The 18,916-nt window shown below is 64.3% G+C and carries 17 protein-coding genes; 12 read left to right on the top strand and 5 right to left on the bottom strand.

Annotated elements, in window-relative coordinates:
• Positions 1 to 134 precede the first annotated feature (134 nt).
• Together ABIB06_RS12825 and ABIB06_RS12830 are read right to left on the bottom strand one after the other, a co-directional pair.
• Positions 135 to 551: a Ros/MucR family transcriptional regulator gene (locus ABIB06_RS12825; RefSeq protein ID WP_036005917.1), complete on the bottom strand. Its 417-nt coding sequence runs from the start codon at positions 549 to 551 to the stop codon at positions 135 to 137.
• A gap of 159 nt (positions 552 to 710) precedes the next feature.
• Entirely contained in the window at positions 711 to 1,577 is an 867-nt protein-coding gene (locus ABIB06_RS12830; protein ID WP_247349911.1) for a DUF308 domain-containing protein, read from the bottom strand.
• A gap of 313 nt (positions 1,578 to 1,890) precedes the next feature.
• On the opposite strand from ABIB06_RS12830, the gene ABIB06_RS12835 reads away from it, so the two are divergent.
• Both ABIB06_RS12835 and ABIB06_RS12840 read left to right on the top strand, forming a co-directional pair.
• Positions 1,891 to 3,540: an ArnT family glycosyltransferase gene (locus ABIB06_RS12835; RefSeq protein ID WP_247349910.1), complete on the top strand. Its 1,650-nt coding sequence runs from the start codon at positions 1,891 to 1,893 to the stop codon at positions 3,538 to 3,540.
• Positions 3,541 to 3,653: 113 nt separating this feature from the next.
• Positions 3,654 to 4,433, top strand: a complete 780-nt coding sequence (locus ABIB06_RS12840; protein WP_354047125.1) for a class II aldolase/adducin family protein — start codon at positions 3,654 to 3,656, stop codon at positions 4,431 to 4,433.
• A 220-nt stretch (positions 4,434 to 4,653) separates the two neighbouring features.
• On the opposite strand, the gene ABIB06_RS12845 is transcribed toward ABIB06_RS12840, so the two are convergent.
• The 3 genes from ABIB06_RS12845 to ABIB06_RS12855 form a co-directional block, all read right to left on the bottom strand.
• Positions 4,654 to 6,048: a M20/M25/M40 family metallo-hydrolase gene (locus ABIB06_RS12845; protein ID WP_354047123.1), complete on the bottom strand. Its 1,395-nt coding sequence runs from the start codon at positions 6,046 to 6,048 to the stop codon at positions 4,654 to 4,656.
• A 17-nt stretch (positions 6,049 to 6,065) separates the two neighbouring features.
• Positions 6,066 to 7,394, bottom strand: a complete 1,329-nt coding sequence (locus ABIB06_RS12850) for a glycosyltransferase family 87 protein (protein WP_354068749.1) — start codon at positions 7,392 to 7,394, stop codon at positions 6,066 to 6,068.
• Positions 7,395 to 7,541: 147 nt separating this feature from the next.
• Entirely contained in the window at positions 7,542 to 9,167 is a 1,626-nt protein-coding gene (locus tag ABIB06_RS12855) for a helicase HerA-like domain-containing protein (protein ID WP_354047120.1), read from the bottom strand.
• A gap of 348 nt (positions 9,168 to 9,515) precedes the next feature.
• Here ABIB06_RS12855 and ABIB06_RS12860 point away from each other — a divergent pair, with 348 nt between their 5' ends.
• The 10 genes from ABIB06_RS12860 (at position 9,516) to ABIB06_RS12905 (ending at position 18,841) form a co-directional block, all read left to right on the top strand.
• Positions 9,516 to 9,881, top strand: coding sequence for a DUF2267 domain-containing protein (locus ABIB06_RS12860; protein ID WP_354047118.1), 366 nt, complete (start codon positions 9,516 to 9,518; stop codon positions 9,879 to 9,881).
• A 26-nt stretch (positions 9,882 to 9,907) separates the two neighbouring features.
• Complete coding sequence (locus ABIB06_RS12865) at positions 9,908 to 10,315, top strand: DUF4332 domain-containing protein (protein WP_211394090.1); 408 nt, start codon at positions 9,908 to 9,910, stop codon at positions 10,313 to 10,315.
• Between the two features lie 260 nt (positions 10,316 to 10,575).
• Entirely contained in the window at positions 10,576 to 11,436 is an 861-nt protein-coding gene (gene folP, locus ABIB06_RS12870) for a dihydropteroate synthase (protein ID WP_354047116.1), read from the top strand.
• A complete protein-coding gene (gene folB, locus ABIB06_RS12875) occupies positions 11,433 to 11,801 on the top strand; it encodes a dihydroneopterin aldolase (protein ID WP_247349902.1) in 369 nt (122 codons plus the stop codon). The genes folP and folB overlap by 4 nt, the downstream gene beginning before the upstream one ends.
• A 1-nt stretch (position 11,802) precedes the next feature.
• Entirely contained in the window at positions 11,803 to 12,294 is a 492-nt protein-coding gene (gene folK / locus ABIB06_RS12880; RefSeq protein ID WP_247447776.1) for a 2-amino-4-hydroxy-6-hydroxymethyldihydropteridine diphosphokinase, read from the top strand.
• Between the two features lie 81 nt (positions 12,295 to 12,375).
• Positions 12,376 to 14,247, top strand: a complete 1,872-nt coding sequence (locus ABIB06_RS12885) for a methylmalonyl-CoA mutase family protein (RefSeq protein ID WP_354047114.1) — start codon at positions 12,376 to 12,378, stop codon at positions 14,245 to 14,247.
• On the top strand, positions 14,244 to 14,708 hold the full coding sequence (locus ABIB06_RS12890) for a GFA family protein (protein ID WP_354047113.1): 465 nt from the start codon (positions 14,244 to 14,246) through the stop codon (positions 14,706 to 14,708). Before ABIB06_RS12885 ends, ABIB06_RS12890 begins: the two co-directional genes overlap by 4 nt.
• A gap of 23 nt (positions 14,709 to 14,731) precedes the next feature.
• Complete coding sequence (scpA, locus tag ABIB06_RS12895; protein WP_354047332.1) at positions 14,732 to 16,888, top strand: methylmalonyl-CoA mutase; 2,157 nt, start codon at positions 14,732 to 14,734, stop codon at positions 16,886 to 16,888.
• Positions 16,889 to 16,922: 34 nt separating this feature from the next.
• Positions 16,923 to 17,717 (top strand): RsiV family protein, encoded by a 795-nt coding sequence (locus ABIB06_RS12900; RefSeq protein ID WP_354047111.1) that lies wholly within the window; start codon positions 16,923 to 16,925, stop codon positions 17,715 to 17,717.
• A gap of 131 nt (positions 17,718 to 17,848) precedes the next feature.
• Positions 17,849 to 18,841, top strand: coding sequence for a tripartite tricarboxylate transporter substrate binding protein (locus ABIB06_RS12905; RefSeq protein ID WP_354047109.1), 993 nt, complete (start codon positions 17,849 to 17,851; stop codon positions 18,839 to 18,841).
• Positions 18,842 to 18,916 lie beyond the last annotated feature (75 nt).

Genomic DNA, 18,916 nt, shown 5'->3' on the forward strand with positions numbered 1-18,916 from the left:
ACCCTCATGGTGAGGAGCGCGGAACGCGCGTCTCGAACCATGACGGCCCCGCTCTCGCCCGCGGCCGTCCTTCGAGACGCCCGCTTTGCGGGCTCGTCAGGATGAGGGCCGAGTGAGCTGATGTAACAGCGGCTCTACTTCCGCTTCCGCTGCTGCTGCCCCAGTCCCATCTGCTTCGCAAGCTGCGAGCGGGCCACCGCATAGTTCGGCGCGACCATGGGATAGTCGGCAGGCAGGCCCCATTTCTCGCGGTATTGCTCCGGCGTCATGTTGTACTGGGTGCGCAGATGGCGCTTTAGCGACTTGAAGCGCTTGCCGTCTTCCAGACAGACCAGATAATCCGGCGCGATCGACTTCTTCAGCGAGACCGCCGGCTTCGCCGGCTCGAGCGGCGCTGTCTCGGTGCGGCCTGACGACACCCGCACCAGGGCACCGTGCACCTGGCTGATCAGGTTCGGAATCTCAGCCGCAGGCGTCGGATTGTTGCTGAGATAGGCCGACACGATGCTCGCCGTCAGCTCAATGAAATTCTTAGCCCCGGCATCCGACATGGGCCCGACCTTTCTCGACCTTGCGTCTCACGGGATTGACGACGCGGAAGTATTCCGTGTCAACAATACGTTCGGCTGAAATGAGATGACTGACGAGGCTGGACTGATTTACTGGCGGTGCGACAAGAATAGCCACGCTTTACTTGCCTGCAGCAGATCTCAGGACCGCTGGTCGAGATGGGCGCGCAGCTCGTCGATCGAGGCAAAGCGCATCATGCCCTCGGGCATCTGCGCTTCGATCGAGCCGTCGGAATAGAGCGAATAGCCCATGCCATCGACGATGCCGGATTTGAGCACGGTCACGGGCGCCTGCTCGACCGCTGGAGCCGGCTCGGGTGCAGGTGGAGGAGCAGCCTCCGCGAAGGTCGACGGCGAGCGCGGCGGCGGGCGCCGCGAGGCGGCCGGCGGCTCCTGAGGCCTCATACGGTCCGGCTTCGGCCAGGCGTCGTCAAAGCTCGCAGGCGGACCATCCGGTGCGTCAGGCGCCGCCGGCGGCTCCGCATGCGGCAGCGGCGGCACGCCCTCGCCGCCCTTCGCCTCCGCGCGCTCGCGCTCCTTGCGGGAGGTCGAGGCGAACATCAGGTTACGCCGGCGCGGCGGTTCCGCAGCCTCAGGCAGGACCGGAACTTCCGGTTCCGGCGACGGCTCGATGCGCGGACGCTCCCGCGCGGCCGCTTCGTTCTGCCACGGCGGCGGCCCTGAGGCAGGCAATGGCGGCGTCGGCTCGATCTTCGCTGCGCCCACCGGCTCGGGCGCGGGCGTTCCTGGCATCCCGGGGCCCGGCAGGACGGGCCTGACCCGAACATCGGACGGTGCGACTGATCCAGTCAGCCGGCGCGCGATGCCCTTCAGTTCCGCGACGACGACGTAAAGGCCGGCCAGTAACATCCCGGAGCAGACGCCGATCGAGCCGGAGATTATGAGGGTGCTGCCGAGACTGAATTCCCTGACGGTAAAGCCAAACAGGATCGCAAGGAGGCCCGCCAGAACGGCGAAAATCCCCGCGATCAACAATACCAACGCCATCGAACTCACCCCCGGTCGCGCAGCCATACGCGACACCCGTCACGCCACGATATCGTCATACCGTGTTCCACGCCAACGTCGAATTGAAGCCTCTGTTCCTGAAGGGAAGGATATCAGGCACTTATTCACATTCCCTTCAGCTACGGTTCGCTAGTTCTAAGTAGCTCCCAAGTTGGTCGGATTTGCTGCGTCGCATCAGGAATTTAGCCATAATGCCCAATTACTTGGTAATGGAACTGCGCTATAGGGATTCCGGGGAGCAGGCCCGCGCGCACCAGCAGGGCCAAGCGGGGATTCCGGGTCACCAATAGCCATGACATCCATCACGACTTCGGCGATCGATACGCCTCTGCGGCGCTCGGTTGAACGGACTTGCGACGATCTCGCCATGCTGGTGCTGGCTGCGGTCGCCGTCATTGCAGGCTTGACCTTCCGCGACTACGGGCTCGGCTGGGACGACTACACCCACGCTGAATATGCCGACCTGTTGCTCCGCATGTTCGGTTCCGGTTTCAAGGACACCGCGGCACTCTCCTTCGCCAACCTCTATATGTATGGCGGCGGCTTCGACATGGTCGCGGCCCTCCTGCACAAGGTGATTCCGCTCGAGCTGTTCGAGACGCGCCGTTTGGTCGGCGCCGTCGTCGGCGTGATCGGGCTTGCGGTGACGTGGCGGCTCGGCCGCCGCATCGGCGGCCCCCTTGCGGGACTTGCCTCGCTCCTGCTGCTCGCACTCTGCCCGATCTTCTACGGCCACATGTTCATGAATCCGAAGGATGCGCCCTTCGCGGTGGCCATGATCATCCTGATGCTGGGTCTGGTCCGCCTCGCCGAAGAATATCCGCAGCCTTCGCCGCGCACGATCCTGATCGTCGGCCTTGGCGCCGGCCTCTCGCTCGGCACCCGCATCCTTGGCGGCCTTGCGCTGGTCTATGCCGTGATCGGCTTCATGCCGCTGTTCTTGGAGGAACTGCGTAGCGAGGGTCTGCGCGAATCGGTCCGCCGCTTCGCTCATGTCGTCTATTTGTTGCTGCCCGGCCTCGTGCTCGGCTACCTCGTGATGGGGCTGATCTGGCCGTGGTCGATCATGGAGCCCGGCAATCCCTTCGAGGCGCTGACCTACTTCTCGCACTTCTTCGAGAAGCCCTGGAAGGAGATGTTCGACGGCGCGATCGTGTCCGTGCCCGACATGCCCTGGTCCTATCTGCCGACGCTGTTCGCGCTTCAACTGCCCGAAGTGATGCTGGTGCTGATGTTCGGCGCCGTGATCGGCACCTTCGCGATGCTGCCGCGCCGCGAGATTCCAGCACGCCGCAAGACCATCCTCTTGATGCTGACGCTCGCCGCGACCCTGCCACTCGCGATCGCGATGGTGAAGCGACCGGCGCTGTACAACGGCATCCGCCATTTCGTCTTCGTGATCCCGCCGATGGCGGTGCTCGGCGGCGTCGCCTTTGGCTGGGCCATCGAGCGCCTGCGCGCCAATCACCGCACCTGGCAGCCGGTCGTGCTCGCCACGTTCTGCTTTGGCCTTGCGCTCTCGCTCGCCGAGATGATCCGGCTGCATCCGTATCAATACACCCACTTCAACCACATCGCCGGGACCGTGCGCGGCGCCGACGATCGCTTCATGCTGGATTATTGGGGCCTCGCGCTGAAGCAGGCCTCCGACGAATTGCGTGAGCAGCTCGTCGAACGCCAGGAAGTGCCGCCGCGCAACCGCAAATGGAAGGTCGCCGTGTGCGGCCCGCAGCGCCCCGCCCAGGTCGCGCTCGGCCCCGACTTCACCATCGGCTGGGATTCCCATGCCGCCGATTTCGCCATGACGCTCGGTGAGTTCTACTGCAAGGGCCTCACCGCGCCTGTGCTGGTCGAGATCAAACGCGACGACGTGGTGTTCGCCCGCGTCTACGACATCCGCGGCAGCAGCATTTCCAGCCTGCTCTCGATCCCGGCGCCGTAATAATTTTTCTCTATGCGGGCCACGCCTAACTGCCGCGCTTTCAGCGCCTTGCCGCCGGCCATCACCAAGGCTACGCTCCCGCTCCGCAACAACGATGTTCGGAGAGATAGGCCATGTCGCCAGCGGAAGCTCGTCTGAAGGAAGTGCCGTCGAACATGACGGAGGCCGAGTGGCAGCAACGGGTCAATCTCGCCGCCTGCTATCGGCTTGTCTCGCTCTACGGCTGGGACGATCTGGTCGACACGCACATCTCCGCGCGCGTACCCGGCCCGGAGCATCACTTCCTCATCAATCCCTACGGGCTGATGTTCGACGAGATTACGGCGTCGAGCCTCGTCAAGGTCGATCTGCACGGCAGCCAGCTCTCCGAGAGCGAGTACAGCATCAACCCGGCCGGCTTCACCATCCATTCGGCGATCCACGAGGTGCGCGAGGACGCGATCTGCGTGCTGCATCTCCACACCCTGGACGGCACCGCCGTGTCGAGCAGCGCCGAAGGCCTGCTGCCGCTGAACCAGACCGCCCAGCTCGTCACCCACGACCTCGCCTATCACGACTATGAAGGCATCGCGCTCGACCATGACGAGCGGCCGCGGCTCCGGAAAGATCTCGGCGACCACAACCACATGCTGCTGCGCAACCACGGCACGATGACGGTCGGCCGCTCGGTCGCCTCGGCCTTCGAGCGCATGTATCACCTCGAGCGCGCCTGCTCGATGCAGGTGCGTACGCGCGCGCTGGGCACGCCGGTCTATCCGGTCGACGACGTCGCGATCGACAAGAACACCGAGCTGCTCGCCAACCGCGACCGCGCCGAGCTGCGCGCTACCAACCTGGTGTGGCCGCCGCTGCTCCGCAAGCTCGACCGCGAGCTTCCGGGCTACCGGTCTTGAAATTTTCCGGATTTGGTGTAAGGTAGCGGTCAACTAACCTCTACACCTTTTCGAATAAAACGCCGTCCAATTCCGGGCGGCGTTTTTATTTGGTGCGGCCTCCTCTGCTCGTCATTGCGAGGAGCTCTTGCGACGAAGCAATCCAGAGTCGTCCGGTGGAGGGATTTTGGATTGCTTCGCTTCGCCGCTTCGCCCGCAATGACGAGATAGAGTTTTCGCCCTACTTCACCTCCGCGAGCGCGGCGAGGATGCGGGCCCAGGAGCGGATGCCTTTCTGGAAGCTGCGCAGGTCGTACTTCTCGTTCGGCGAGTGGATATTGTCGTCGTCCAGGCCGAAGCCGACGAGCAGCGAGTCGAGGCCCAGCGTGCGCTTGAAATCGGCGACGATCGGGATCGAGGCGCCCGATCCCATCAGCACGGTCTCCTTGCCCCATTCCTCGGTCAGCGCGGTCTTGGCCGCGGCGAGCGGCTTCATGTTCCAGTCGAGCGCAATCGCAGGCCCGGCGGAATGGTCGCCGAATTCAACTCTGCAATCTCCCGGAATCCGCGCCGACACATACTCGCGGAAAGCCTTGCGGATCTTCGCGGGATCCTGGCCTTCGACCAATCGGAACGACACCTTTGCCGATGCGTGTGACGGAATCACCGTTTTGGAGCCCTCGCCGATATAGCCGCCCCAGATGCCGTTGACGTCGCAGGTCGGACGCGTGGAAGCCTGCTCGACCAGGAGCCGGCCCTTCTCGCCGGCCGGTATCGATAGCCCGACTGGCTTGAGGAACGTCTCCGGCGTGAAGTCGAGCTTCTTCCACTGCGCGAGAATGTCCGGCGGTGCATCCTTCACCCCGTCATAGAAGCCGGGGATGGTGATGCGGTTGTCGTCATCGAACAGGCTGCCCAGAATTTTGGTCAGCACCCGGATCGGGTTCATCGCCGTACCGCCGAACACGCCTGAATGCAGGTCGCGATTGGCGGCGGTGATCTTCAGCTCTTCATAGAGCAGGCCGCGCAACGACGTCGTGATAGCCGGCGTGTCGCGATCCCACATGCCGGTGTCGCAGACCAGCACGTAGTCCGCCCCAAACTCGGCCTTGTTGGCTTCGATGAATGGCACGAAATTCTTCGAGCCGACCTCTTCCTCGCCTTCGATCAGGAAAGTGACGTCAATCGGCAGCGAGCCCGTCACCTTCTTCCAGGCGCGGCAGGCCTCGACGAAGGTCATGACCTGGCCCTTGTCGTCTTCGGCGCCGCGCGCGACGATGATCTTGCGGCCGTCGGCATGGTCAGTGACAACAGGCTCGAATGGCGGACGGTGCCAGAGATCGAGCGGATCGACGGGCTGCACGTCGTAGTGACCGTAGAACAGCACATGCGGCCGGCCACCGGCGACACTCTTGCCGACGACCGCGGGATGGCCGGCGGTCGGCCTCACTTCAGTCGCAACGCCGAGGCTCGCGATGTCCTTGGCCAGATGTTCGGCCGCCGCCTTGCAATCCGCCGCGAAGGCGGGATCGGCGGAGATCGACTTGATCCGCAACAGCGAGAACAGACGCTCCAGGCTGTTGTCGAGATCCTTGTCGATGTGGTCGAGCACGGATTGAAGCTGTGCATTGGCCATGGTCGTGTTCCCTGCGTTCAAGATGTCTTGGCTTTTAGCGCTGCCGCGGCCTTGGGACCAGCCGCATCCGGCGGATGGCGGATGTGCCATGCGAGGCTACCTGCGAGGACCGCCGTGGCGACGAGGTTATTGCCCCAGGCTTGAAAGACATTGGGAAACCACGGCAGCGACAGCAGCATGAGCACGCCGGCGGCGCCTAGGGCGAGCCAGGTTCCCAGGCGTACGTTCGCCCGCTCGTCGAAGGCGGCGCGATGCATCAGCACCGTCATCGGGAAGAACAGCCACATGAAGTAGTATTGCCGCGCCAGGGGCGATGCCACCGTCATCAGGCAGAACAGGATGCCGAGCTCTTCGGCGTCCGACCGCGCCGTTCGCCGCCCCTGCCGTGGCATGACCGCGACGAAGGCGAGTCCGAGCAACGCCGACAGCACCAGCACGATCCAGTTCGCCGTCCTGTAATCGACGTCGATGACATTCATCGTGCGCGGCGGCTTGTTGGCATCTTCCTGATTGTAGTTGATCGGCCGGACCAGCCGGTGCGTGACAGCAATGAGGGACTGGTTCACCCACGACCAGTTCTGCTCGTCGCGCTGGCCAAATCCCTTTTCCGAGCTCGACCCGACCATGCCCTGATACCAGGTCTTGAGCTCGGCGGCGTTGCGCTCGAAGCCGCGAATGGGTGCCGGCACGACATAGAGAAGCATGCCGGTGAAGGCAACTGTTGCAACGGCGGCCCCCCACTTCCGTCGCCAGACCAGATAGGGCAGCACCGCAATGGGAAACACCTTGATGGCGGTGGCGAGCGCGAACATGAAGCCTGCAAGCCAGGAGCGCTGATGCTGCAAGCTCCAGAAGCCGTAGAGCATCATCGCCAGCAGGACGAGGTTCGGCTGGCCGAGATCGAACATGTCGAACACGAAAGTCACGGTGACGAAAGCGGGCAGCGCCTCCAGCCAGGGGCCGGGCCTGTGGCCCGAACCGGTCATGGCGTTGGAAAACATTCCCGTGTACCACCACGCCACAATATTCAGGATCGACAGCACGGTGTAGAGCGCGACCTTGCCGAACCAGCTCGGGATCGCCAGCAGGATTGCCGGCAGCGGTGGGTAGATGAACTCGAAGTACTCATGGATGTCGTCGGGATAGAGCGGCCCACCCTGCAAGACCTGCTGCCCGGCCCAGTACCACAGCCCGTAATCCTTGGTCTTGCCATGCCCGAAGATCTCGGGACCGAGGACGTCGGCGGCCAGGATGAAGCAGCAGAGCAGGAAGAGCAGGTCGAGCGGCGCACGCAGCGACAGGGTTCGGAGTGCGCCGGGTTCGGCGAAAGATTCAGGTGAGGTCACGGTGTGGTCCAGTCATGGGCCATAGCACCTAGCAGACCGATGGACGCTTGGAGAGTCCTGTTCACCCGAATTTGTTCCCGTCGCGCATCAGGCAACTTCCCGAAAACGGCCTGATACGGCGAACGGCCTAAAACGGCGACTGCATGCCTAGCGCCGCAGCAGGCCGCCGAGCGCGCCGCGGACCAGCGTGCGGCCGATCGAGCCACCAAGCTGGCCGGCGACCGATTTGCCGATATTGGCCGCCATCCCCCCGATCACCTGGTTGGTCACCGATCGGGTCATGTCGCGCGCGATGACCTGGCCCGTCGACAGGCGGCCGCGCTTGACGTTGGTGCCGAAGATGGTGCCGACGATCGAGCCGATCTGGCCGAGGATGCCGCCGCCTCCACCGCCCGCCGCGCCTGGATCGGCAGGCGCAGCCGTGCCGGCAATGCGCTTCTGGATCATCTCGTAGGCGGACTCATCATCAACGGCGGTGTCGTATTTGCCCTTCACCGGGCTTGCATCCATGATCGCCTTCCGCTCTGCCGGCGTAATCGGTCCGATCCGGGCCGAGGGCGGCCGGATCATCACCCGCTCGACCATCGCGGGCGTGCCGTTGCCTTCGAGAAAGGACACCAGCGCCTCACCCTTGCCGAGCTCCATGATCACCTTGGCGGTGTCGAGCTTCGGGTTGGGCCGAAGAGTCTGGGCTGCGGCGGCGACCGCCTTCTGGTCGCGCAGCGTGAAGGCGCGCAGCGCGTGCTGCACCCGGTTGCCCAATTGCCCGAGCACGCGGTCGGGCACGTCGACCGGGTTTTGCGTCACGAAATAAACGCCGACGCCTTTGGAGCGGATCAGACGCACCACCTGCTCGATCTTGTCCATCAGCGCCTTGGGCGCGTCGTTGAAAAGCAGATGCGCCTCGTCGAAGAAGAATACCAGCTTCGGCTTTGGCAAATCGCCGGCCTCCGGCAGCTCCTCGAACAGTTCTGACAACATCCACAGCAGGAATGTCGCGTAAAGCCGTGGGCTCTGGAGCAGCTTGTCGGCGACGAGGATGTTGACCATGCCGCGACCGTCGCGGTCGGTCTTCATGAAGTCTTTCAGCGTCAGCGCCGGCTCGCCAAAGAATTTGGTGCCGCCCTGGTTCTCCAGCACCAGAAGCTGGCGCTGGATGGTGCCGACGGTCGCCTTGGTGACGTTGCCAAAACCCTGCGCGGCTTTGCGAATCTCGGCGAGCGGATCCGCCGCGGCGTCCGGCCCCTTCTTGCCGCTGTCGGGCACGATGGCATCGAGTAGCGCCCGCAAATCTTTCATGTCGATCAGGACAAGGCCGTTGTCGTCGGCGACGCGGAAGGCGACGTTGAGCACGCCTTCCTGCACGTCGTTCAGGTCGAGCATGCGTGCAAGCAGCAACGGGCCCATTTCCGTGACGGTCGCCCGCACCGGGTGGCCCTGCTCGCCGAATACGTCCCAGAACACCGTCGAGAACTGGTCGGGCTGGAATGTCAGCCCCATCTCGGTGGCGCGCTTGAGGATGAAGTCTTTGGCTTCGCCAACCTCGGAGATGCCGGAGAGGTCACCCTTGATGTCGGAGGCGAAGACCGGAACGCCGGCGCGCGCAAATCCTTCCGCCATGACTTGCAGCGTCACCGTCTTGCCGGTTCCCGTTGCACCCGTGACGAGGCCGTGGCGATTGGCGAGCGCCAGCGTCAGCCACGCCTGCTCGTCTCCCTTTCCGACGAAGATCTTGTCGTCGGTGTCGCCGAGCTTGCTGTCCTGTGCGGTCATTATTCTCTCTGATCTCTCTGCTGTGTTTCGCGTATCGAAACTCGAATGCACCAGTTCCGTACTTTAACGCATGTTGCGCGCCGAATAAAACCATTCAACGCGCTCCAAGCATGCGACATTATCGGAAACATGCGAGCGGCATCCGTCGAAAGTAGGAACGACGCATTCGCACCGCGGCATTTTTTCGCCGATTCCATCTCCGCTCTTGCATCGCTGCAACACTTACCGCGCGTTCGAGAATGAATCGGAACGTTGGTGGCGTTCATCGCTTGTATTTCACATCACACCGGCTCAAGATCATGTTCGAAAACAATACCCGGCATGTGAACCGGCTGAGGGGCAGGCCATATGGACGAGCTGATCGGACGGCTGGCGACAATCGCCAGCATAGATAGTGCTGACGCTGAAAAGACGATCGGCATTATCCTGGGCTTCCTCCGCAACGAGGGGCCTTACGACAGTGTCCAGTCCCTGATCGATCATATCCCCGGTGCGGAGGCCGCAATCGAGGCGTCCAGGAGCGGCGGCGGACTGTCGCGGCTGATGGGCGGCGGCCTGATGGCCGTCGGCACGCGCCTGATGGGCCTGGGACTTGGCATGTCCGAGATTCAGAACGTCGCCCGTGAACTTTTTCGCTTCGGCCGAGACAAAATCGGAGCGGATCAGATGGGCAAGATCATCGCGGGGACACCGGGCCTCAGCCAGTTCGCCTGAAGCTTGCGCATTTCATATCGAGTATCATGACATATCCGATCTCCGAGATTGAGGGCCTGTCGACCTTTGCCGCCAACAAGTTGAAGGCGCAAGGTATCCGCACAACCGACGCGCTGCTCGAAGCGGCCTCAACCGTGAAGGGCCGCAAGGCGCTCTCCGCCAAGACCGGCATCAGCGAGCAGCTGCTGCTGGAATGGGCCAACGTCTCCGACTACATGCGTATCCCCGGCATGGGCAGGGCCAAGGTCGGACTGGTCCGCGCCGCCGGCGTCACCACCGTGCGCGAGCTCTCCTATCGGAATCCGGCAAGGCTCGCCCAGAGCATGCGCGATGCCAACGAAAAGAAAAAGCTCCTCCGCATCCTTCCTTCCGAAAAGTCGGTCGGCGACATCATCGCCAAGGCGAAGAAGCTGCCGCCGAAGATTTCGTATTAGCCAAGGCTCCCTCTCCGTCATCCCCGCGCAACCGCGAAGCGGTTGTCGGTTGAGGTGCGAGGGAGGCACGGGACGCGACGCGTCCCGTGGAGAGCCTCGAAGGATGAACGGCCACCGCTGCCATCACTCGGAGAGCGCCGGGCCGTCGCCCTTCGAGGGCCGCTGAAGAAGCGGCCACCTCAGAATGGTGATAGAGTGGCACGTATTTGCGCTCCCCTCCCTTCTTGACTCCCCCTTCCCGACCGCGCAAAGCGACGTGCATGAATGCCTCGCTTTCCCCATCCGTCCCGGCGGCCGGTTCAGTCGGGCCTGACGTGCTGCGGACGCTTCTCGAGCGGCCGATCCCGGCGGTGATGGGCGTGCTCAACATCACCCCGGATTCCTTCTCCGACGGCGGCGAATTCATCGCGCCCGAGCAGGCAATCGCGCGGGCGCGGGCCATGATCGAGGCAGGCGTCGACATCATCGATATCGGTGCCGAGTCCACCCGACCCTACAAGGGTGCCCGGCCGGTCACGGCAGAACACGAACTGGTACGGCTCAAGCCGGTGCTGGCAGGCGTCGTGTCGCTCGGCGTGCCGGTCTCGATCGACAGCATGAAGGCGGAGGTGGTGGCGTTCGCGCTCGCCCAGGGCGCTGCGATCGCCAACGACGTCTGGGGCCTGCAACGCGACGCCGGCATGGCGCGGCTGGTGGCCGCCAAAGGCGTCCCCGTCATCGTCATGCACAACCGCGACAGCGTCGATCCCGCTATCGACATCATCGCGGACATGACCGTGTTCTTTCAGCGCTCGCTCGACATCGCCGCACAAGCCGGCATCGCCCGCGACAAGATCGTGCTCGATCCCGGCATCGGCTTCGGCAAGACGGCCGAGCAGAGCATGACCGCGCTGGCGCGGTTGCGTGAGTTCGACATGTTCGGCCTGCCGGTCCTGGTCGGCGCGTCGCGCAAGGGCTTCATCGCTTCGGTGTCGCCGTCGGAGCCGAAAGAGCGGCTCGCCGGCTCGATCGCCGCGCATCTGATCGCCGCGCAGCGCGGCGCAAAAATCATCCGGACCCATGATGTCGCCGAGACCTTGCAGGCCCTGCGAGTGGCGCATGCAATCGAGGGCAAGCCATGACCGATACGATCTTCGTAACCGGCCTGTCGATCCATGCCCGTCACGGCGTGATGGAGCACGAGACCGAGGTCGGCCAGCGTTTTGTCATCGACCTCGAGCTTTATACGGACCTGTCGGAGCCTTCGCGCAGCGACCGGCTAGCCGACACCGTGTCCTACGCCGACGTCGTGGCGACCACGACGGCCGCGTTCAAGAACACCAATTACAAGCTGCTGGAGCGCGCGGCCGGCGCGGTGGCCGACGCCATCCTGTCGCACTTTCCGCGCATCCGTGCGGTCAAGATTACCGTGCACAAGCCGCATGCGCCGATCGCCGCGATCTTCGACGACGTCGGCATCATGCTGACGCGCTCGCGGCAGCCCTGACATGGCAAGCGTGCTGATCGCACTCGGCGGCAATGTCGGCAATGTCCGCGCGACGTTCCAAAAGGCGATCGCCCATATCTGCGGCATGGCGCAAGCTGCGATGATCGCGCGCTCGTCGGACTATTCGACGCCGCCTTGGGGCGACGAAGACCAGGATCCCTTCATCAACGCCTGCGTCGAGATCGAGACCGATCTCGATCCGCACGCGCTGCTGTTCGTAATGCAGAAGGTCGAGCAGAAATTCGGCCGCACGCGCGACAAGGAGCGGCGCTGGGGCCCGCGCACGCTTGATCTCGACATGATCGCCTATGACGATGTGTCGTTTCAGAAGCCCGATTTGACGTTGCCGCATCCGCGCCTGTTCGAGCGCGCCTTCGTGCTGGTGCCGCTGGCCGAGATTGCGCCCGACCGCGTGATCGCCGGCATTCGTGTGCGCGACGGGCTAGCCAGCGTCTCGACGCAAGGCATTGAGCGGCTTCCGGATACCGGTTAACCAAAAACAACCGTTTGCAGGGACGGCCGGGCGTGGCAATTTCGCCCGCGCACAACAAGATTTCCGGGAGCCCTTGGCCGTATGACCTCCGTGACTGACGACCTGCCGCTGGCGGCGGATTTTCCCAAGGCGATCGTCGAAGACTGGCGCAAGCTGGTCGATGGCGTGCTGAAGGGCGCGCCGTTCGAAAAGCTGGTCGGCAAGACCTATGACGGTGTCAGGATCGAACCGCTCTATCCGCGCGCCAAAGGCGTTGCGCCCGTGGTGGGGCGGCTGGCGGCGGCGCCCTGGCAGATCATGCAGCGGATCGACCATCCCGATGCAAGTGCGGCGAATGCGCAAGCTTTGACCGATCTCGAAAATGGCGCGACGGGGCTTGCGCTGGTGTTCGCCGGCGGCAATGGCGCCCACGGGTTCGGGCTGGAACCGACCGCAGACGCAATCGCAAAGATCTTGAAGGACGTCCATCTCGATGCCGGCATCGGCTTCGAGCTTGAGATCGGTCCGCAATCGCGGATGGCTGCGATTCATCTCGCGGAATATGTGAAGGGCAACGGCATCGATCCCGGTGCCTGCGACATCCGCTTCGGGCTCGATCCGCTCGCAGCCGGCGCGGTGTGGGGCCACAGCCCTTATAGCTGGGAGGAGATCGTTCCTGCCGTCACCGGCGGCATCAAGGGCCTCGTCGCGCTCGGCTTCAAGGGGCCGTTTGCTTCGGCCGACGGACGCGTGATCCACGATGCCGGCGGCTCCGAGGCGCAGGAGCTCGCCTTTGTGCTCGCCTGCGGTGTCGCCTATTTGCGCGCGATTGAAGGCGCCGGCGTTCCGCTGGAGCAGGCGCAGGGCATGGTCTATGCGCGGCTTGCGGCGGATGCAGACCAGTTCCTCACAATGGCAAAATTCCGCGCGCTGCGGCTGCTCTGGGCGCGCATCGAGACGGCGTGCGGGCTCACGCCAAGGCCATTGTTCGTCGCCGCCGATACCGCCTGGCGCATGCTGACGCAGCGCGATCCCGATGTGAACATACTGCGCGCGACCATGGCGACGTTTGCGGCGGGACTCGCCGGCGCCAACGCGATCACCGTGCTGCCGCACACGCTGGCGCTGGGTCTGCCCGATCCCTTCGCGCGGCGCGTGGCCCGCAACACGCAAGCCGTGCTGCTGGAAGAGAGCAACCTCGCCAAGGTCAGCGATCCCGCGGCGGGCGCAGGCGGCATCGAGACGCTGACGGCGCAGCTCTGCGACGCGGCCTGGGCACTGTTCCAGGAGAGCGAGAAAGCCGGCGGCGCTTTTGCCGCGCTTCAGCAAGGCGTGTTCCAGAGCAAGGTCGCGGCCGCGCGAAAAGCGCGTGAGGCCAGCATCGCAAAGCGCCGCGACGTGTTGACCGGCGCCAGCGAGTTCCCGAACCTGCATGAGCGCGAGACGGCGGTGCTGAACGCGACGCCGGTCGCGCTCGCGCCCTACGGCGAGCAAAAATACAAGTTCGACGCGCTGTCGCCGATCCGGCTGGCGGAACCGTTCGAGGCGCTGCGCGACAAATCGGACGCGGCGTTGAAGGCGCGCGGCGCGCGGCCAAAAGTGTTTTTGGCCAATCTCGGCACGCCCGCCGATTTCACGGCGCGGGCGACCTTTGCCAAAAGCTTGTTCGAGACCGGCGGCATTCAGGCCGTCGACAGCGAGGGCTTTGCCGATCCATCCCAGTTAGCTGCCGCGTTCAAGGCCTCCGGCGCCAAGTTCGCCTGCCTTTGTTCCAGTGACAAGGTTTATGCGGAACATGCCGAGGCAACGGCGAAGGCCCTGCAAACCGCAGGTAGCAGACTTATCTATCTGGCAGGCCGCCCGACGGATACCGAGGCGGCGCTGCGTGCCGCCGGCGTCACGGGCTTCGTCTTCGCCGGTGGCGATGCGCTTGCGACATTGCAGGACACCTATCGGCGGATGGAGCAGCCATGACGGAAGCAGGCAAACCCGTTCTCACCGGCGGCTGCCAATGCGGCGCGGTCCGCTTTGCGTTGACGGAAGCACCCAACAAGGTTTCGATCTGCCACTGCCGGATGTGCCAGAAGGCCAGCGGCGCGCCGTTCGCCTCCTTTGCCGACATCAACAAGACGGACTTTGCCTGGACCAAGGGGAAGCCGTCGTTCTTCCGCTCCTCCTCCATCGCCGACCGCGGCTATTGCGCGGCCTGCGGCACGCCGCTGAGTTTTGGCCGCATCGACGGCGACCGGATCGAGATCATGACCGGCGCCTTCGACCGCCCCGACCAGATCGTGCCGACGCGGCAGTTCGGAACCGAATCGCGCCTAGGCTGGGTGGTCGGCATCTCCAATTTGCCGAGCCAGACCACGCAGCAGAATTACGGACCGGAGAAGATGGCGACCATCGTCAGCCATCAGCATCCGGACCATGATTGAGCGCCTATGATATGGTTGAAACCATGAGCCGCATTCCGAACTTCGCAGACATCGCCTTCGAACGGACCACAAGCGCCGCGCCATCAGGCAGCGCCGAGCCCTGGCTGACGCCCGAGGGCATTCTGGTGAAACCTGCCTATGGCGAGGCCGATCTCGCCGGACTTGATTTCCTCGATACCTATCCGGGCATCGCGCCCTATCTGCGCGGCCCTTACCCGACCATGTATGTCAACCAGCCCTGGACCGTCAGGCAATATGCCGGCTTCTCCACGGCGGAGGATTCCAACGCATTCTACCGCCGCAACCTCGCAGCCGGACAGAAGGGCCTCTCGGTCGCCTTCGACCTCGCCACCCATCGCGGCTACGACAGCGACCATCCGCGCGTCGGCGGCGACGTCGGCATGGCCGGCGTTGCCATCGATTCCATCTACGACATGCGGACGCTGTTCGCGGGGATTCCGCTCGACCAGATGAGCGTGTCCATGACCATGAACGGCGCGGTGCTGCCGATCCTCGCGCTCTATGTTGCCGCCGCGGGCGAACAGGGCGTGGCGCCGGAAAAGCTCTCCGGGACAATTCAGAACGACATTCTGAAAGAGTTCATGGTGCGCAACACCTATATCTATCCGCCCGCGCCTTCGATGCGGATCATCTCGGACATTTTTGCATACACCTCGCAGAAAATGCCGAAATACAATTCGATCTCGATCTCCGGTTATCACATGCAGGAGGCCGGCGCGACGCAGGACCTCGAGCTCGCCTATACGCTGGCCGACGGCGTCGAATATCTTCGCGCCGGCCTGGCGGCGGGCCTCGACGTCGACCGCTTCGCGCCGCGCCTGTCGTTCTTCTGGGCGACCGGCATGAACTTCTTCATGGAAGTCGCCAAGATGCGCGCCGCGCGGCTGCTCTGGGCGAAGCTGCTCAAGCCGTTCAATCCGAAAGACCCGCGTTCGCTCTCGCTGCGCACGCATTGCCAGACATCGGGCTGGTCGCTGACCGCGCAGGACGTCTTCAACAACGTGATGCGCACGACGGTGGAGGCGATGGCGGCGACGCAGGGCCACACCCAGTCGCTGCATACCAACGCGCTCGACGAGGCGCTGGCGCTGCCGACGGACTTTTCGGCACGCATCGCCCGCAACACCCAGTTGTTCCTGCAGCAGGAGAGCGGCACCACCCGCATCATCGACCCCTGGGGCGGCTCGTACTATGTCGAGCGCCTCACGCGTGATCTCGCCGCCAAGGCGTGGGGCCATATCCAGGAGGTCGAGGAGCTCGGCGGCATGGCGAAGGCCATCGAGGCCGGCGTGCCGAAACTGCGCATCGAGGAGGCTTCGGCCAAGACCCAGGCCCGGATCGATGCCGGCAAGCAGGCCGTGATCGGCGTCAACAAGTACAAGCCGACGGACGAAGCCCCGATCGACATTCTCAAGGTCGACAACACCAATGTCCGCCGGCTCCAGATCGACAAGCTGACGCGGCTGAAATCCGAACGCGACCAGAAGGACGTCGACGCCGCCCTCGCAGCACTCACGCGCTCGGCCGGCGAAGGCAACGGCAATCTGCTCGCGCTCGCCATCGACGCCGCGCGCGCGAAGGCGACCGTCGGCGAGATTTCGGACGCGATGGAAAAGGTGTTCGGCCGGCACCGCGCCGAGATCAAGTCGATCACCGGCGTTTACAAGCGGGAGGCGTCCAGCATGGGTAACCGGGTCGAGAAGGTTCAGGCGCTGATCGACGCCTTCGAGGAAGCCGAAGGCCGCCGCCCACGCATCCTGGTCGCAAAAATCGGCCAGGACGGTCACGACCGCGGCCAGAAGGTGATCGCGTCGGCCTTCGCCGACATCGGCTTCGACGTCGACATCGGGCCGCTGTTTGCGACCGCCGACGAAGCCGCACGGCAGGCAGTCGAGAACGACGTGCACATCCTCGGCGTCTCCTCCCTCGCCGCCGCCCACCTCACGGCGGTACCGGAATTGAAGGCCGCGCTGAAGAAGCAGGGCCGCGACGACATCATGATCATCGTCGGCGGCGTGGTGCCGCCACAGGATTACGACGCGCTCTATGCGGCCGGCGCCGAAGCGATCTTCCCGCCGGGCACGGTGATCGCGGACGCGGCCGAGGAGCTGATCCGCAAGCTGAACGCCCGGCTCGGACATAGCGAGGCGGCGGAGTAGCGTCGCCGTCGATCTCAGGCAAGAAGGACATTGCGTGATATTTTCCGCGCCAACGTTCACGCACACACTGGCTGTGATCGCAGCTTGCGGCGCGTTGTTGGGTCCCTCTCTCGCCGCCAACCCCAAGCCTGACGCCGTCATCAAAAACAAGAGCATCGAGGCGCGCGTCTTCCTCGACGACAAGATCAAGGCTGCCCCGACGCTGGCGGCGGATTGTCTCGCTGAGGGCAAAAAGTGGCTCGCCAAGAACGCGGCTGAAGCTGCCGCCTCGCGCAAAGAGGATCCGCAGTTCTTCAAGGACGGCGGCTGGGATTTTGAGCGCAAATATGCGATCCGCTCCGTCGTCGCCGAGCGCTATGTCAGCATTCTCCGCAACGACTACATGGATACCCACGGCGCCCATCCCAATTCGGACGTGAACACGATCCTGTGGGACAAGGCAGAGAACAAGCGCATCTCGATCCGCCCGTTCTTCACCGAGACCGCCGACAACGGCCCAACCATGAAGGCGATGGTGAAGGCCGTGATCGCCTCGCTGAAGTTCGAGAAGAAGAAGCGCGATACCAGCGAGACCGCGACCGATGAATGGTTCAAAAGCGTGGAGCCGAGCCTGCTCAAGATCGGCGCTGTGACGCTCGCGCCTTCGACCGATGCGGGCAAGAGTTCCGGGCTCACCTTCCACTACCCGCCCTATGCAGTCGGACCCTACGCCGAGGGCGAATATGTCGCATTCGCGCCGTGGGAAACGCTGAAGCCTTATCTCACCGCGGAAGGCACCCGCATGTTCGGCGGCGCGCGCCCGAAGGCCGACGCGGAAGAGCCGCAGTGACCATCGTTTGAGCAGCGCCGCATTGCTCACAACGCGCTGGTAGCGCTACCTTGCAGCGGCGCTGCAAAGCCGACTAGAATGCCGCCATTGACAAGAGCGCCCGGTATCACGGGCGCCGCTGGGAGGCATTCATGTCCAGGATTACGCGCCGCACCTTTGCGGCCTCAACTGCCGCGGTCGCGGCATCCGCCGCTTTCGGCCTCACTCCCGCATTTGCGCAAGCCTACCCGGCGCGGCCCGTCACCGTGATCGTGCCCTGGGGCGCGGGAGGCGGCACCGACGCGACTGCGCGGATTGTCGCAGCCATGCTGGAAAAGGATCTCGGCCAACCCTTCAACGTGGTCAATCGCACCGGCGGGTCCGGTGTCGTCGGCCATACCGCGATCGCGACCGCGCAGCCCGATGGCTACACCATCGGCATGCTCACGGTCGAAATCTCGATGATGCACTGGCAGGGGCTGACCGAGCTGGCGCCGAAGAGCTACACCCCGCTGGCGCTGATGAACGAAGACCCGCCGGGTATCCAGGTCTCCTCCTCCTCGCCCTACAAGACGGTGAAGGAGCTCGCCGAGGCGATCAAGGCGGCCCCTCCCGGCAAGTTCAAGGCCTCGGGCACCGGCCAGGGCGGCATCTGGCATCTCGCGCTGGTCGGCTGGATGCAGGCAATGGGCCTGCCCGCCAACCAGGTCGCCTGGGTGCCGTCGAACGGTGCCGCGCCCGCGATGCAGGATCTCGCCGCCGGCGGCCTCGACCTCACCACTTGCTCGGTGCCGGAAGCCCGCGCCATCATCGAGGCCGGCAAGGCCAGGAGCCTTGCCATCATGGCGCCGGCGCGCAATCCGATCTTCAAGGACGTGCCGACGCTGAAGGAGGCGATGGGCATCGACTACGCGACCGGCGCCTGGCGCGGGATCGGCGCGCCAAAGAACCTGCCGCCGGAGATCGCGACGAAGCTCACCGCCGCGCTGAAGAAGGTTTATGATTCCGCCGAGTTCAAGGACTTCATGAGCAATCGCGGCTTCGGCACGGTGTGGGGCGATGCCGGCCAGTTCGGCAGCTTCATGGACAAGGGCGACGCCCAGATGGGCGAGGCGATGAAGGCGGCGGGTCTGAGCAAGGCGTGATCCGGCATCCGGCACCGGGATGATGCCGGGATTGCACGCGCTGATCGCCTCTTCCCGCGCGCGGGAAGAGGGAGA

Source organism: Bradyrhizobium sp. LB8.2 (assembly GCF_040548035.1).
Lineage (GTDB): Bacteria > Pseudomonadota > Alphaproteobacteria > Rhizobiales > Xanthobacteraceae > Bradyrhizobium.